General features: G+C 64.7%; 15 protein-coding genes. 12 read left to right on the top strand and 3 right to left on the bottom strand.

Translation table 11 applies throughout. The features are described 5' to 3' along the window. From FE782_RS12030 to FE782_RS12085, 12 genes are all read left to right on the top strand, one after another. A complete protein-coding gene (locus FE782_RS12030) occupies positions 1-729 on the top strand; it encodes an SDR family NAD(P)-dependent oxidoreductase (RefSeq protein WP_138194327.1) in 729 nt (242 codons plus the stop codon). Between the two features lie 46 nt (positions 730-775). Further along, on the top strand, positions 776-1,900 hold the full coding sequence (locus FE782_RS12035; RefSeq protein ID WP_158299361.1) for an extracellular solute-binding protein: 1,125 nt from the start codon (positions 776-778) through the stop codon (positions 1,898-1,900). Positions 1,901-1,985: 85 nt separating this feature from the next. Beyond that, entirely contained in the window at positions 1,986-2,888 is a 903-nt protein-coding gene (locus tag FE782_RS12040) for an ABC transporter permease (RefSeq protein ID WP_138194329.1), read from the top strand. Beyond that, entirely contained in the window at positions 2,881-3,684 is an 804-nt protein-coding gene (locus tag FE782_RS12045; RefSeq protein WP_138194330.1) for an ABC transporter permease, read from the top strand. Before FE782_RS12040 ends, FE782_RS12045 begins: the two co-directional genes overlap by 8 nt. 29 nt (positions 3,685-3,713) lie before the next feature. After that, on the top strand, positions 3,714-4,829 hold the full coding sequence (locus FE782_RS12050) for an ABC transporter ATP-binding protein (protein ID WP_138194331.1): 1,116 nt from the start codon (positions 3,714-3,716) through the stop codon (positions 4,827-4,829). Positions 4,830-4,869: 40 nt separating this feature from the next. Next, positions 4,870-6,582 carry a CocE/NonD family hydrolase gene (locus tag FE782_RS12055; RefSeq protein ID WP_138194332.1) on the top strand — a complete coding sequence of 571 codons (1,713 nt, stop codon included), beginning with the start codon at positions 4,870-4,872 and terminating at the stop codon, positions 6,580-6,582. Between the two features lie 13 nt (positions 6,583-6,595). Next, a complete protein-coding gene (locus FE782_RS12060; RefSeq protein ID WP_238392449.1) occupies positions 6,596-7,024 on the top strand; it encodes a cupin domain-containing protein in 429 nt (142 codons plus the stop codon). A 9-nt stretch (positions 7,025-7,033) separates the two neighbouring features. Beyond that, the gene (locus FE782_RS12065) at positions 7,034-8,233 is read left to right on the top strand and encodes an amidase (protein ID WP_138194334.1); all 1,200 of its coding nucleotides are present in this window, start codon (positions 7,034-7,036) and stop codon (positions 8,231-8,233) included. A gap of 96 nt (positions 8,234-8,329) precedes the next feature. Next, a complete protein-coding gene (locus tag FE782_RS12070; protein ID WP_138194335.1) occupies positions 8,330-9,097 on the top strand; it encodes a cysteine hydrolase family protein in 768 nt (255 codons plus the stop codon). Continuing rightward, positions 9,094-9,960: a fumarylacetoacetate hydrolase family protein gene (locus FE782_RS12075; protein ID WP_138194336.1), complete on the top strand. Its 867-nt coding sequence runs from the start codon at positions 9,094-9,096 to the stop codon at positions 9,958-9,960. The genes FE782_RS12070 and FE782_RS12075 overlap by 4 nt, the downstream gene beginning before the upstream one ends. Before the next feature lie 103 nt (positions 9,961-10,063). Then, entirely contained in the window at positions 10,064-11,647 is a 1,584-nt protein-coding gene (ggt, locus tag FE782_RS12080; protein WP_138194337.1) for a gamma-glutamyltransferase, read from the top strand. Positions 11,648-11,701: 54 nt separating this feature from the next. After that, positions 11,702-12,565 carry a DMT family transporter gene (locus tag FE782_RS12085; RefSeq protein WP_238392458.1) on the top strand — a complete coding sequence of 288 codons (864 nt, stop codon included), beginning with the start codon at positions 11,702-11,704 and terminating at the stop codon, positions 12,563-12,565. 76 nt (positions 12,566-12,641) lie between these two features. Here the strand turns inward: FE782_RS12085 and FE782_RS12090 are convergent, their stop codons facing one another. From FE782_RS12090 to fadR, 3 genes are all read right to left on the bottom strand, one after another. Beyond that, positions 12,642-13,625 (bottom strand): electron transfer flavoprotein subunit alpha/FixB family protein, encoded by a 984-nt coding sequence (locus FE782_RS12090; RefSeq protein ID WP_138194339.1) that lies wholly within the window; start codon positions 13,623-13,625, stop codon positions 12,642-12,644. A gap of 99 nt (positions 13,626-13,724) precedes the next feature. Beyond that, on the bottom strand, positions 13,725-14,528 hold the full coding sequence (locus tag FE782_RS12095; protein WP_138194340.1) for an electron transfer flavoprotein subunit beta/FixA family protein: 804 nt from the start codon (positions 14,526-14,528) through the stop codon (positions 13,725-13,727). Between the two features lie 42 nt (positions 14,529-14,570). Beyond that, on the bottom strand, positions 14,571-15,155 hold the full coding sequence (fadR, locus tag FE782_RS12100; protein WP_138194341.1) for a fatty acid metabolism transcriptional regulator FadR: 585 nt from the start codon (positions 15,153-15,155) through the stop codon (positions 14,571-14,573). Positions 15,156-15,215 lie beyond the last annotated feature (60 nt).

Below are 15,215 nucleotides of genomic sequence, written 5' to 3' on the forward strand. Positions count from 1 at the left end.
ATGAAGAAGAGAACGGCGCTCGTGACGGGCGGCAACCGAGGCATCGGCCTCGCGATGGCGAACAAATTCGCGAAGGAAGGCGACCGCGTCGTCATCCTCGATCTATCGGCCGAGCCGAGCGAGGAAGCGAGCCGGGTGACGGAGGAGAGCGGCGGCGCGTATTTCGCGTGCGACGTGGCGAAGCAGGCGGACGCCGAGCGCGCCGTCCGCGAGGCGCTCGAAACCTTCGGCTTCGTCGACGTGCTGCTGAACAACGCGGGCATCTCCCGCTGGAGATCGTTCCTCGACACGACGGAAGAAGACATCGACGCGATTTTCAACGTGAACGTGAAAGGGATTTACAACGTGACCCGTCCGATCGCCGGATCGATGATGGCCGCGAAGAAGGGGGTGATTCTGAACACGGCGTCTATGGGAGGGAAGTGGGGCCAACCGCTCGAATCCGCCTATTGCGCGAGCAAGGCGGCCGTCATCGAGCTGACGAAGATCATGGCGATGGAGTTCGGTCCGTATAACGTTCGGGCGAACAGCCTGTGCCCGGGCATCATCAAGACGAACATGAGTCACGACGCGCCCCATGCCGACGACTTCTGGCTCGAGAAGACGCCGCTCGGCCGGCTGGGCCGACCGGACGACGTCGCGGACGTCGCGTATTTCTTGTCGACGCACGAAGCCCGGTATATGACGGGGCAAGCCGTGAACGTGACCGGCGGCATGATCATGTATTGACGGAATGACACAGAGAAAAAAACAATTATCGGGAGGGAAAGAAACCATGAAAGGGAAACGTTACTTTGGATTCGCAATGATTACGGCGTTAGCGCTGGCGGTGTCGGCATGCGGCGGCGCGGCGACGACCGGGACGACCGAGCCGACGGAGACGCAGGGCGCGGCGGCGACCGGAACGACGGACGCGGCGGAGACGCCCGCGGAGAACGAGCGCCCTTACGAGGGCCAGAAGCTCGTTGTCGGCGTATGGGGCGGCCCGCACGAAGAAGTGATTAAGAAGCACATCGAAGGACCTCTGAAAGAGATGGGAGCCGAAATCGAGTTGGTCTTGGGCGGAACCGGCGATCGCTTCGCAAGATTGTATGCGGAGAAGGGGAACCCGACCATGGATATCGCCTTCCTGAATTTATATGAAGCAAGACAAGTGATCGAAGACGGCGTCGCGCAGGACGTGGATCCGACGATCCCGAATTTCGCGAAGCTGTATCCGAAGGCGCAGGAATACGGATACGGCTCCAGCTTCATGGCGCTCGGCATCGCGTACAACCCGGAGATGGTATCGAAGCCGATTACGCAATGGAGCGATCTGTGGACCGAAGAATTGAAGGGCAAGATCGCCTTCCCGCAGTTCCCGGGCTTCGAGGCGGAATCGTTCCTCTCGGTGGCGGGCCTCGCCTTCGGCAAGACGGAGAAGGATTACGAGGACAACTTCGCCAAGCTGGAAGAGCTGAAGCCGATCCCGATGTCGTACTTCAACGTCGACGAGCTGGCGCTCGAGATGACGAACGGGACGGTCGCGGCCGCGCCGACGTTCAACTACATCGCCAACCTGCTTATCCAGCAAGGCGCGCCGATCGAGTTCGTGTATCCGGAAAACCCGGGGCCGGTCATGGCGAAAAATACGATGGTCATCGCGGAAGGCACGAAACACGAAGCGCTCGCGAAGGAATTCGTGAACCGATTCCTCGACGAAGCCGTGCTCGCGGACCTTGCGGCGATCGGCTACTACGGACCTACGAACAAAGAAGTCGTATTGGACGACGAGCTGGCGTCCAAGGTCGTGTACGGGGAAGAGGCCGTAGACCAACTGGTGAAGCTCGATTGGCTGTACATCATCGAGCAGCGCGCGCAGTGGACGCAGATGTGGAACGAACGCATCTTGACCGAATAACGAACGGGCGGCGCGGCAAGAACGAAAGTTCGGGCCGCGCCGCGATCTAGAGAGTAAAGCGTTTTATTGGAGGAGGGAGAAACCAGTGGAAGTTCCTATCGCGCGACACGGCATGACGAAGCGGCTTGCGAGGCGGCAATTCAAGTCCAACCTGCTGCTGCTTTCTCCCGCTCTCGTGTTGTTCGTCGCCATCTTCTTCATTCCGATCCTGATTTTGCTGACGACGAGCTTCCAGGTCAACGAAATCGAGAAGTCGATCTGGGAGAAGTCGTTCACGTTCGACAATTACGCGCGGTTTTTCGCGGAGCCGTACTTCGTCAAGTCGATCCTCCGCACGATATGGACGGGAATCGTCGTCGTCCCGATCACGATCGCGGTCGGGTACCTCGTCGCTTACATCATCTATCGGTCGAAGGCCGGGATGAAGACCGGATTGATTACGTTGGTATTGACGCCTTCCTTCAGCGGCGTCCTTCTGCAGTCGCTGGGCCTGTATATCATCTTCGCGAGATACGGTCCGGTCAACGCGACCCTGCTGAATCTGGGCTGGGTGGAGGCGCCGATCAATTTCCTCGGCACCTTCGGGGCGGTCGTCGTCTCGCTCGTGCACGGCTTCCTGCCGTTCATGGTGCTCGCCATTCTGAACTCCCTGCGGTCGATTCCGGCGAACGTGCTGGAGGCGTCGAGAAGCCTCGGAGCCGATTCATGGACGACGTTCCTCAAGGTGACGCTGCCGCTGACGCGCGGGGGCATCATGGCCGGGTCCGTGCTCGTGTTCGGCGGCGTCATCGGCTCCTTCTCCACCTTGGTCATCATCGGTCAATCGAAGGTGCAGCTGGTCGGCCTAGTTATCTACCAACAAGCGCTGCGCATCTTCGACTGGTCGTTCGCCTCCGTCATCTCGGTCGCGTTGATCTTGATCTTGGCGTCGTTCGTCGCGTTCTTCGCGCTGTTCATGAAGGCGATGGGAGGGAGAAAGCATGCTTAGCGCCGGCACGGAGAAAGGACTCGGGTGGCTGCTCAAAGCCGTCTACGTCGTTGCGGGCTTCCTCTGCTTCTTGTTTATCGTCGCTCCTTCGCTGCTGCTCGTGCTCGCGGCGTTCAGCGAGGCGAAGTACTTCTCCTTCCCGCCGAAGGGCTTCAGTCTGCATTGGTTCCAGGAGATGGCGGCGCACGCCGGATATCGCCAATCGGTCGTGCGCAGCATCGAGATCGCGACGTTGTCCACGCTGCTCTCGGTCGGGGTGGCGCTGCCGACGGCGCTTTCGCTCAAGAAGTCGGGGAACAAGACGATCGAAGCGATCGTGCTCGCGCCGCTCTTTTTCCCATTGGTCATATGGGCGCTCGGGTTGATCCAGTTTTACGGCATGATCGGCTTTTCCCGGTCGTCGTTCTCCATCATTCTGGCGCACACGGTCATGATCATGCCGTTCGTGTTCCGGATCATCCTGCAGAGCATGCGGGAGATGAGCGGGTGGCTGGAGGAGGCGGCGTACAGCTTAGGCGCGGGCAAATGGCGGACGTTCCTGAAGGTGACGCTGCCGATCGTCGCGCCGGGCATTCTCGTCGGGGCCATATTCGGCTTCCTAGTGTCGTTCACCGACGTGACGCTGACGATGTTCATCGCCGGCTCGGGCGAAGCGACGTTCCCGGTGCGGGTGTATTCGGAGCAGATCCAAGGCCTCAATCCGATCGTTCTGGCTTGGTCGGTCGTGTTCACGGTCCTCATCTTCGTTATGTCGTTCGTAGGCGAGAAGATCGGCCGTTGGTCGCGGTTTTTCTAATCGATGGAGCATAGGGAGAGTGAGCAAGGATGAGCGAATTGACGTTAGAATCCGTTACGAAGCAGTTCCGCGGGGTCGAAGTGTTAAGCGACATCCGAATGGACGTGAAGGACGGGGAATTCATCTGTCTGCTCGGTCCGAGCGGCTCGGGGAAGAGTACGATACTGCGGATCGTCGGCGGCTTCGAGCACGCGGATTCGGGCTCGGTGCGGCTGGACGGCCAAGACATTCAAGAGCTGCCGCCGAACAAGCGCAACTTCGGGTTCGTCTTTCAGGACTACGCGTTATTCCCTCACATGACGGTGGAGGGCAACATCGCGTTCGGTCTGAAGACGCGGAAGCTGCCGTCCGACGTCGTCAAGGACCGTATCGCGTCGGCGTTGAAGCTCGTCGGCTTGACGGGCCTCGAGAAGCGGTACCCGGCGCAGCTGTCCGGCGGCCAGCGGCAGCGGGTGGCGATCGCGAGAGTCGTGGCGCTTCAGCCGTCGCTGCTGTTATTCGACGAGCCGCTGTCGAACCTCGACGCGAAGCTTCGTCGGCAAATTCGGATCGAGATGAAGACGCTGCAGCAGGAGCTCGGCATTACCACGATCATGGTGACGCACGATCAAGAGGAAGCGGTGACGCTCGGCGACCGGATCGCCGTGCTGCAGAACGGCGTCATTCAACAATACGGCGCGCCGATGGAGCTGTACAACGCGCCGGCGAACGCGTTCGTCGCGGGGTTCCTTGGCGACCCGCCGATCAATTTCCTGAACGCATCGGTGGTGATGGAGGACGGCCGGCCGGGCATGCGGCTCGGCGAGGAGTTCCGGAGGTTGACTTCCGAGGGGCTGCCGACGTCTACCCTGCCGAAGGAAGCGGTCGTCGGCATTCGTCCCGAGGACATTCGGCTGTCCGATACGGAAGGCGTCCCCGGCGTCGTGAAGATCGTGGAGCGGTTAGGCGCATACGTTCTGACGTACGTCGCCGTCGCGTTCTCCGAGACGCCGCTCTGCTGTCTCGCGCCGAACGAGGTCGCGCCGCAGGCCGGACAACGCGTAAGGCTTCGGTTCGATCCGGACAAGACGCTCGTCTTCGACGCGCGGACGACGAAGCTGCTGCCGGGCGTCCGACTGGAGGCGCCGACTCCGATTCACAGCTAGATCGGCTCCATCTATTTTCGCAGGAGAGGAGGATTCGCCTATGCAATTCGGAGGCGTTCGGCTGCAGCGCAATGTGACGTGCGTCCTAAGGGACGGCGTGAAGCTTTACGCGGACGTATATTGTCCGAACGGGACGGATCCGCTGCCGGTACTGCTCATGCGTCAGCCGTACGGCAAGTCGCTGGCTTCGACGGTGGTGTGCGCGCATCCGGTCTGGTACGCGAATCAGGGCTACATGGTCGTCGTGCAGGACGTACGCGGCCGGGGGGAGTCCGAGGGCGAGTTTTACCCTTACCTCCACGAAGCTTCGGACGGGTACGACGCGGTCGAGTGGGCGGCGAAGCTGCCGCGTTCGAACGGCAAGGTGGGCATGTACGGATTCTCGTACCAAGGGGCGACCCAGTGGGCGGCGGCGTCGCTTCGACCTCCGCATTTGGCGGCGATCGCGCCGGCGATGTGCGCGTCGGATATGTACCGCGGCGCGTTCTACCCGCGGGGAAGCTTCGCGCTCGGCGAGCTGCGGACGTGGGCGTTCCAGCTGGCCCGGGATTCGGCTCGACGCGCGGGCGACGCCGAGGCGGAAGCGTACTGCACGCGCATGATGGCCGGCGCGGGCGGAGCCTCGCAGCTGCCGATTTCCGACGCGGACGACGCGCTCGCCCGCTATTTTCCGGCTTATTACGATTGGGTCGAACATCCCGAATACGATGCGTATTGGGAGCAGTTCCATTGGTTGAAACCAGGTTCGAACGCGACGGTGCCGGCGCTGCTGATCGGCGGTTGGTACGATTATATATTGGACGGAACGCTCCTGAGCTACGAGACGCTGCAGGGGCTCCGAATAGAGAAGGGCGAGGCGCCCTGCGACCGGCTGTTGATCGGGCCGTGGGATCACATCCCGTGGGGGCGCCTCGCGGGCGGCGTCGATCACGGGCCGGCAGCCGACGGGAACGTGCATCGCGAGCAGCTGAGGTGGTTCGACTACTGGCTTAAGGGCGAAGAAGGCGCGCTGCCCGCGAACGAACCCCGGGTGCTGTATTACGAGCCCGGAGGCGGCGCTTGGCGCCGCGCGGACGCGCTGCCCGGGACGAGGGCGGAAGCCGCCGGGAAGCGCACGTTGTACTTAGGGAACGACGGGCGCCCGGCGAACGGGGCGCTCGGCGGCGGCAGGCTGAACGCGGAGAAGGGCGCGCCGTCCGTCGATATTCCCGACGTGTTCGTCTATGACGCCAGGCTTCCGATGCGGGTGGATTCGTATCTCCCCGTCGACCGAAGCCGGGCGCAGGAGCGTTACGAAATTCTCGTGTACACCGGGGAGCCGCTGGCCGAGGCGATCTCGCTGCTCGGGGCGCCGACCGTGACCGTGAGATGCCAAGCGCTGGGCGGACCGACGGACCTCGTCGCCGTCCTGACGGCGGTCGAACCGGACGGCCGGGCGCGCCTGTTGTCCGTCGGCCGCGCGGAGATCGATTCGGGCGCGTGTCCGGCCGACGACGGGCCTTGCGAGGCGACGGTGCCGATGCGCATGACGGCGGCGCGGCTGCCCGCGGGCGCGAGGCTGCGGCTGGAGCTGACGGGCAGCGCCTTCCCCCTCTTCGCCAGACATATGAACGGCGTGCGCCTCGCGGAGCAGTTCGGCCTCGGCCCGGAGCATCTCCACATGGCGACGGTCGCCGTCTACGCGAACGGAACGTCCTCCTATCTGGAGCTTCCGCTCGCGCCTGCGACCCATAACGAAACTCAGAACGAATAGAGGAGCGATGACGATGAAAGAGATGACGGCAGGAACGTTCGAGACGTGCGCGGTGCATAAAATTTCGGCGTCGGACACGAACAAATTCGTGCTGCTGTGCGACGGCTCGCAAGCCGGCTTCGTATCCGTGGTCGAAATTTTCGAGCCGGGCGGTCAGACGCCCCCTAATATTCATAAAGAGGCGCAAGAGTACTTTTACGTGCTGTACGGCGAAGGCGTAGCGATCGTCGACGAAGCTCGCGTCCCGCTGAAGCAGGGCTCCTTCATGGTCGTGCCGCCGCAATCCACGCACCAAGTCTTGAACACGGGCGCGAGCCGGCTGTACACGTTAACGACGATGGTGCCGGACGAGGACTTCTCCGATCTGATCAAGGCGGGTCCGAAGGCCGAGCTGGACGAAGAAGACAAGCGGGTGTTGTCCGGCGCGATCGCAGGATCGTAAGGTGCGGCCATGAGGGATGCGTGGAACGCCTTCTTCGACCGCGGCATGACGCTGGCGCCGACTTCGGTAGGACCGTTGTCCGGGATGCGCTTCGCGGCGAAAGATATTTTCGAGCTTCGCGGGTACGTCGCCGGCGCGGGCAGCCCCGAATGGAGAAGCACGCACGAGCCGGCGGCGAACGACGCCGAAGCCGTCGAACGGCTGCTGCGATCGGGCGCCGAGCTGACCGGGACGACGCACACCGACGAGTTGATGTATAGCTTGAACGGCGAAAATTACCATTACGGGACTCCCTTAAACCCGAAGGCGCCGCGCCACATTCCGGGCGGCTCCTCCAGCGGGTCGGCGGTCGCCGTGGCCGCGGGGGAGGTCGACTTCGCGCTCGGGAGCGACACCGGCGGATCGATCCGCATCCCGGCGAGCTACTGCGGGATCTACGGCTTTCGGCCGACGCACGGCGCCGTTCCCGATACGGGCATGGTGCCGCTCGCGCCGTCGTTCGACACGGTCGGCTGGCTGGCGCGAGACGCCGCGACGCTGCGCCGCGTCGGCGACGCTTTGCTTCCCGCGCCGGCGGAAGCGCCGTCGGGCTTCCGCCGGCTGCTGGCGGCGGAGGATGCGTTCGCCGCCGCCGACCCGGCGTGCGCGGCCGCCGCGAGAGCGGTCCTGAAGCAAGTCGAGGCGGTCTCCGGACCGGCCGCTGCCGTCACCGTATCCGAGGAAGGGCTGGAGCGGTGGATGAACTGCTTCCGGCTGCTCCAGGGCTCGGAAATATGGCGGACGCACGGCGCTTGGGTGGAGCGCGTCAAGCCTCGCTTCGGTCCCGGCGTCGCCGAGCGGTTCGCCTGGGCGCGCACGATTCGTCCCGAGGAGACGGAGTCCGAGCTCGAGCTCCGGGAACGCATCCGGCAGCGGATGGCGGCGCTGCTCGGCGAGGACGGCATCCTCGTCATGCCGACGGCTCCGGCCGGACCGCCCCCCCGCAACACGGTCGGTCCCGAGCTCGAGAAGCGGCGGAAGGCCACGCTTCAGATGTGCTGCGCGGCGGGTCTCGCGGGCTTGCCGCAGCTGACGATGCCGCTCGTCGAATGGAACGGGCTGCCGGCAGGCGTCTCGTTCCTCGCGGGACCGGGACAGGATGCGCGCCTGCTCGCCTGGGCCGAATCGATCTCGCGCTCGCTCGCTCTCGTCTCGGTCGCGACGACGTGACCCCGCGCCGGGACGGGGCTTGAGGGACTTGAAAGCCGGAGCGTCACGCGGCGCTATACTACGATGCCGACCGGGGGTCGGCGGAGAGGAGAGAGCATGAACAAGCTTGGGCATGCAGCGAACCATTGGACCGTCTCCAAGGAGCATGTGGATCTCCGAAGATCGGCGCGGCGCTCGAGAGTCGTCGAATTCGCGGCGGAGCCGCAGCGCCTCACCTTGGACTTATCGAAGAGCGCGCTCGTGATCGTGGATATGCAGAACGATTTCTGCAGCGCGTCGGGGTGGCTCGACTATATCGGAGCGGACTACGCGCCCGCGCGGGCGCCTATCGAGCCGATCAATCGGCTCGCGAAGACGTTCCGGGAGGACGGCGTGCCGATCGTCTGGTTGAATTGGGGCAATCGCCCGGATCGGATGAACTTAAGTCCTTCCGTGCTTCACGTGTACAACGCGGCCGGCGACGACGTAGGCATCGGCGGTCCGCTGCCTGGCAACGGGTCGAGGGTGCTGGAGAAAGGAAGCTGGGGGGCTTCGATCGTCGACGAGCTCGAGGCGGCGCCGACCGATATCCATGTCGATAAATACCGGATGAGCGGCTTCTGGGATACGCCGCTCGACAGCATCTTGAGGAACCTGCGCGTCGATACGCTGTTTTTCGCCGGGGTGAACGTCGATCAATGCGTCATGGCGACGCTGCAGGACGCGGTCTGCCTCGGCTATGACAGCGTGCTGCTCCGGGATTGCAGCGCGACGACGTCTCCCGCCTTCTGCGCGGAGGCCACGATGTACAACGTCAAGCAGTGTTACGGCTTCGTCGCGGATTCGACGGCGGTGCTCGCGGGACGGGAGGCGGCTCCTTCATGAAGCTGTTCACGCTGCTCGTCGACGGCGAGGAGACGGCCGCGATCGCGGCGCCCCGCGGCTTAGTTTTGGTGGAGCGCGTCAATCGCGAGTTGGGTACGGGCTGGAAGACGACCGTCTTCGAGATGCTGGAAGCCGGACAGACGAGCGAGATGGCCGCCTGGCACCGCGCGGAGGGGGGAGAGCGGATCGCGGCGCTCGACGGGATCCCGTACGGCCGCGCGGCGTACGCCCCCTTGTACCGGCGCCCGCGGAAAATATGGGGCATCGGGTTCAACTACGCGGCGAACGAAGAGGAGCTGAGGCAGGCGGATCCGGACGCGGAGCCGGTCGGGTTCCTGAAGCCCGACACGGCGCTCATCGGTCCGGGCGATCCGATTCGGCTCCCCGCTCAATCCGAGCGAACGGTCGCGGAGGCGGAGCTGGCGATCGTGATCGGGAAGCCGTGCAAGAACGTGCCGGAGGAAGAGGCGGAGCGGTACGTCGCCGGGTTCGCCGCCGTGTTCGACATGTCCGCGGACGATATCCATCAACGGAACCCCCGGTTTTTGACCCGAGCGAAGAGCTTCGACACGTTCTTCAGCTTCGGCTCGGAGCTGGTTACGCCGGACGAATATCCGGACGTGCTGGACATCGAGGTCCGCGCGGCGTTGAACGGCGAGACGATGCATCGCAACGTCCTCCGCAATATGCGGTTCCGGCCGTGGCAGACGGTGGCCTTCCACTCCAAGGTCATGACGCTGCTGCCGGGAGACGTAATTATGACGGGCACTCCCGGAGCGGTCGTCATTCGGGCCGGGGATACGGTGGAATGCAGCATCGACGGATTGACGCCGCTCGCGAATCCGATCGTTCGCGAACCCTAGTCGAAAGCCGAACTTCGTGGTAGAGTCGGTAAGATAGAAGCAGCCAAGGCCCCGGCCTTGGCTTCGCGTTTGCATTCGGAAACGGGAAGGGAGTCGTAACGTAATGCATAAATCGATGATCGGTACCGAAACGATGGTCGTCAGCCCGCATGCGTTGGCTTCCGCCGCGGGCGCGGCGATGCTGCAGCGCGGCGGCAACGCGTTCGACGCCGCCGTGGCGGTCAGCGCGTGCCTCGCCGTCGTGTATCCGCATATGACGGGGCTCGGAGGCGACTCGTTCTGGCTGTCGTATACCCCGTCGGAGGGAAGGGTTCGGGCCTACAACGGAAGCGGGCGATCCGGACGGAACGCGACGCGGGCCGCCTTCGAAGGGGAGACCGCGATCCCGGCGCGAGGCCCGCGGAGCGTCGTAACGGTGCCCGGGATGGTCGACGCCTGGGCGGCCATGCTGGATCGGTACGGACGCTTGTCCTTCGGCGAAGCGTTAGAGCCCGCCATCCGCTATGCGACGGGAGGATTCCCGTTGTCAGGAGACCAATACGAAAATACGGCCGCGCGATTCGCGCTGCTGTCGGCCGCGCCCGTAACGAAGGACATCTACGCGCCCGGGGGGCGCGTGCCGCCGAAGGGGAGCCGGTTCGTGCAGCGCGAGCTCGGAGACAGTCTGCGGGTGCTTGCGCAGGGAGGAAGGGATGCCTTCTACGGAGGCTCCATCGCCCAGGAGATCGTCGCGTACCTGCAGCGGAACGGGGGGTTGTTGACCTTGGACGACTTCGCCGATCACCGAGGCGATTGGGTCGAGCCGCTGTCCGGCACCTACAGAGGATACGACGTCTATCAAGCGCCTCCGAACTCGCAAGGCTTCACGGGCATTATGACGCTGAATCTGCTGGAGCGCTTCGACCTCGCCGGCGCCGTCGAAGAGGGCTCGTTCGAGTATTACCATTTGCTCGTAGAGGCGCTTAAGCTAAGCTTCCGGGACCGCGACGCATACTTGACGGACCCGGCCTTCGCCGCTATTCCGCTGGATCGACTGCTCTCGAAGACGTACGCGGCCGAGCTGGCGTGGGAGATTCGCATGGACCGCGCCCGGGAAGCGAACGCCGAGCCGATCGGCAACGATACGGCGTACGCCGCGGTCGTCGACCGGGAAGGGAACGCGGTGTCCTTCATTCAGAGCTTGTATTTCGAGTTCGGATCTGCCGTGACGGCGGGTTCGACCGGCATTTTGCTGCAGAATCGCGGCTCTTACTTTTCGCTGGATTCGAACCACGTCAATACGTTGGAGCCGAGGAAACGCACCTTCCACACGCTCATGCCGGCGATGGTCTGCAAGGACGGGAAGCCGTATGTGCTGTACGGCACGCAGGGCGGGGAAGGGCAGCCGCAGACGCAGACGGCGCTGCTCACGCGCATGCTCGACTACGGCTTCGATCCGCAAAGCGCGGTATCCGCGCCACGCTTCGTGTGGGGCCGCACCTGGGGCGAAGCGACGCAGGAGCTGAAGACGGAACGCCGAATCGACGAAGCCGTTCGCGAGGCGTTGGCCCGGGCGGGGCATCGCGTCGTAGAGCTGCCGGCGTTCGACGGCAAGGTCGGCCACGCGCATGCGATTGTGATCGACGACGAAGGCTTCCGTCACGGGGGAACCGATCCGCGGGCGGACGGCGCCGCGATCGGGCGGTAAGCTAGGCTCCGTATTGCAAGCGTGGGAACGAAAGGGACGTGTACGGTTTTGGGAATGATCTATCTCGTTATCGCATCGCTTAGTTGGAGCTTAGTCGGCGTACTGGTCAAGACGGCGGCCTTCCAGTTCGATCCATATACGATCACGTTCGCGCGCTTCTCGATCGGCGTGCTGGCGCTGGCGGGCTTCGCGCTGGCAACGCGGCATTCGCTGAAGCCTGCCGTCCTGAACCGTTGGATATGGGTCGGGGCGATCGGGAAGAGCGTCAATTATTTGTTCGAAAATGTCGGCGTCTCGCAAGGCTTCGCGTACGGCAACGTGCTGGTGTTTCCGACGCAAACGGTCGTGCTGCTGCTGCTCGGCATCTTCTTGTTTAAGGAGAAGTTGTCCGGGAAGAGCTGGACGGCGGCGGCCATCGTCGTCGCGGGCGTTCTGCTGATTACGTGGAACGGGCGCCCGTTGTCGGCGCCCTTGGGCGAGCAGGGTTGGCTTGCCCTCGTCTTCATCGCCTCCGGCGTCGGGGCGGCGCTCCATTTGTTCAGCCAGAAGATGCTGCTCGACGCGATGAAGGACGTGTCGATGAACTATTCGATCTTTTTATGGGCCTCGCTCTTGTGCACGCTGCCGCTGCCCGTCGCCGCCGACTGGAGCGGGACGTTCGTCCCCGGCGCGTGGGCGGCCGCCGCGGCGCTCGGGCTGATCACGGGACTCAGCTTCCTTCTCTCCTCCAAGGGGATGCGCTCGGTGAAGTTTTCCGTCGCGGCGATCGTCTTCAACTTGCCCGTCTTGTTCACCGTGCTTTGGGCGGTCGTGTTTTACCGCGAGCCGGTAACGGCGTACATCGCGGGCGGCGCGGTCGTCGTGGCGGTCGGCATGACGATGTTGAATTGGCCGTCGCGCGCGCGGAGCGCGGCGTGAACGCGAAGAACGGCCCCCCGGCCTCGCCATGCGGCGGATGGCCCGGGGGGCCGTTCTTCGTTCGCTTGCCTTGCCGTCAGCGGGCTCGGAACGCCTCGGTCAGCAGCGGCACGACGTCGAACAGGTCGCCGACGATGCCGTAATCCGCGACCTTGAAGATCGGCGCCTCGGGGTCCTTGTTGATCGCGACGATGACGCGCGAGCCGCTCATGCCGGCGAGATGCTGGATGGCGCCGGAGATGCCGCAGGCGATATACAGCTCGGGCGTCACGACCTTGCCCGTCTGCCCGATCTGCAGCGCGTAGTCGCAGTAGCCCGCGTCGCAGGCGCCGCGGGACGCGCCGACCGCGCCGCCGAGCGCGTCGGCCAGCGCCTGGAGCGGCGCGAACCCGTCGGCGCTCTTCACGCCGCGCCCGCCGGAGACGACGACCTTCGCCTCGCTCAGGTCGATCTTGCCGGACGTCTTCTTCACGACGTCCTTCACGATCGCCCGAAGCGCCGCGCCTTCGGGCTCGATGGCGACGACGTCGGCCGGCCCGGCGCCGTCGACGGGGTCCGGCGCCCGCACGTTGTTCGGGCGCACCGTGACGACGAACGGCTCCGCCGCCGTTCGCCGCTCCACCGCTTTGCCTGCGTACAGCGGGCGCGCGAACACCGGCGGCGCGCCTTCGCCGCCGCCGGGCTCCACCGCGGTCACGTCGGTGACCGCGCCGCAGCGAAGCGCCGCCGCCAGCTGCGGCGCGAGATCCCGGCCCGCCGCCGTGTGGCCGAGGAACACCCCCGCAGGCTGCACGGCCTGCACGATGCTTCGGGCGGCGGCGAGGTACGCCTCCGGATGATAGACCGCCAGCGCCGGGCGGTCGACGACGTAGACGCGCGCCGCCCCGCGCGCGGCCAAGGCGTCGGCGTGCGCCGCGACGCCGCTGCCGATCAGCGCGGCGACGATCGCGTCGCCGTCCGCCGCCGCGGCGCGGGCCGCGCCCAGCGCCTCGAACGACACTTGGCGCAGCGCGCCGTCGCGCGCCTCCGCGAACGCAAGCCATGTTTTCGGTGCTGCCATGGATAACTCCCCCTCGTTCATTCGTTCGAGTACCGGAACCCCCCGGAGATAAGCGCAAAAATGAGCTTAAACCTCACAGCCCCTAAACGCCAACAGCGCTTACAACACCTTCGCCTCGTCGCGCAGCAGCCGCGCCAGCTCCGCCGCCTGCGCCGCCGGGTCGCCGGCGAGCAGGCGACCCGCCGCGCGGGCGGGGGGCAGCGCGAGGCCGACGCGCGTCGTCTTCGGGGCGACGTCGTCCGGCGACAGCCCGAGATCGTCGAGCGTCAGCGTCGCGAACGGCTTCTTCTTCGCCTTCATAATGCCCGGCAAGGACGGATAGCGCGGCTCGTTGAGCCCCTGCTGCGCGGTGAACAGCGCCGGCAGCGGCACCTCGACGACCTCGACGTCGCCCTCCGCGTCGCGCTCCGCGCGGGCCGCGCCGCCGGACGCCTCGAGCGCCGTGACGGACGCGACGTGCGGCACGCCGAGCAGCGCCGCCAGCCGCACAGCGACCTGGCCTGCGCCGTTGTCGACGCTGAAATTGCCGCCGAGCAGCACGTCGACCGGCGCGCCGCCGAGCGTCGGAGCTCCGGCGCCTCCGGCGCCCCCGAGCGCCGCCGCGAGCGCGATCGACACCGCGTGCTCGTCGTTCCCGATGCGCGGGTCGTCGATCAACACCGCCTCGTCGGCGCCCATGGCGAGCGCGGTGCGCAGCGCCTCGGCGACGCGAGCGGGGCCGACCGACAGCACCGTCACCTTGCCGCCCCCGGCCGCGTCGCGCATCAAGATGCCTTGCTCGACGGCGTATTCGTCGTAGGGGTTAATGACGAATTTCGCCCCATCCTCGGACACGACGCCGTCCGTCAGGACGATTCGCTCCTCCGTGTCGAACGTTTGCTTCACCAACACTACGATGTTCATGCGTTGCGCCTCCCGTCATCGTTTTCTAAAACCGTCGATTCGTTACGCCAGCAAGCCTCTTAGGAAAAAGTCCGCCGTCCCCTCCGCCTGCGCGCGGAGCGAATACTTCCGCCCGGAGATGAGCCAGCTCGTCACGACCTCGTCCATGGCGCCGAAGACGAGCAGCCGCGTCAGCTTCACGTCGAGATCCCGGCGGAAGGCGCCCGACTCGACGCCGCGCCGGACAATATCCTCGATCAATACAATATATGGCTTGAAGGAGGCGCCTATTTCTCTCCTTAGCTCGAGAGAGCTCTGACGAAGCTCGAGCTGCGTGACGACCGCGAAGTCGACGTCCTTTTCCAACTCGTCGTAATGGATCTCGCACAACTTCCGCAGGCTGTCGACCGGATCGGCTCGCTCGTCGAGGCTCGCGCGGAATTTGGCCACGAGCTCGCCCAGCTTCTCGCGGAACAGCGCGATCAAAATATCTTCCTTGCGCTTGAAATAGAGGTAGATGGTCCCGTCGGCGACGCCCGCCGCCTTGGCGATCTTCGACACCTGCGACTTGTGAAACCCGTGCTCGGCGAAGGTGCGCAGGGCGCCTTGGAGGATGGCGTAATATTTTTCGTTTTTGAGTTTTGTCATGAATGAGACCTCCTTGGCTGATCATATGCTGTTACCGTCGAGTGAATGAATCCTCATTCA

Source organism: Paenibacillus antri (genome assembly GCF_005765165.1).
Taxonomy (GTDB): domain Bacteria; phylum Bacillota; class Bacilli; order Paenibacillales; family YIM-B00363; genus Paenibacillus_AE; species Paenibacillus_AE antri.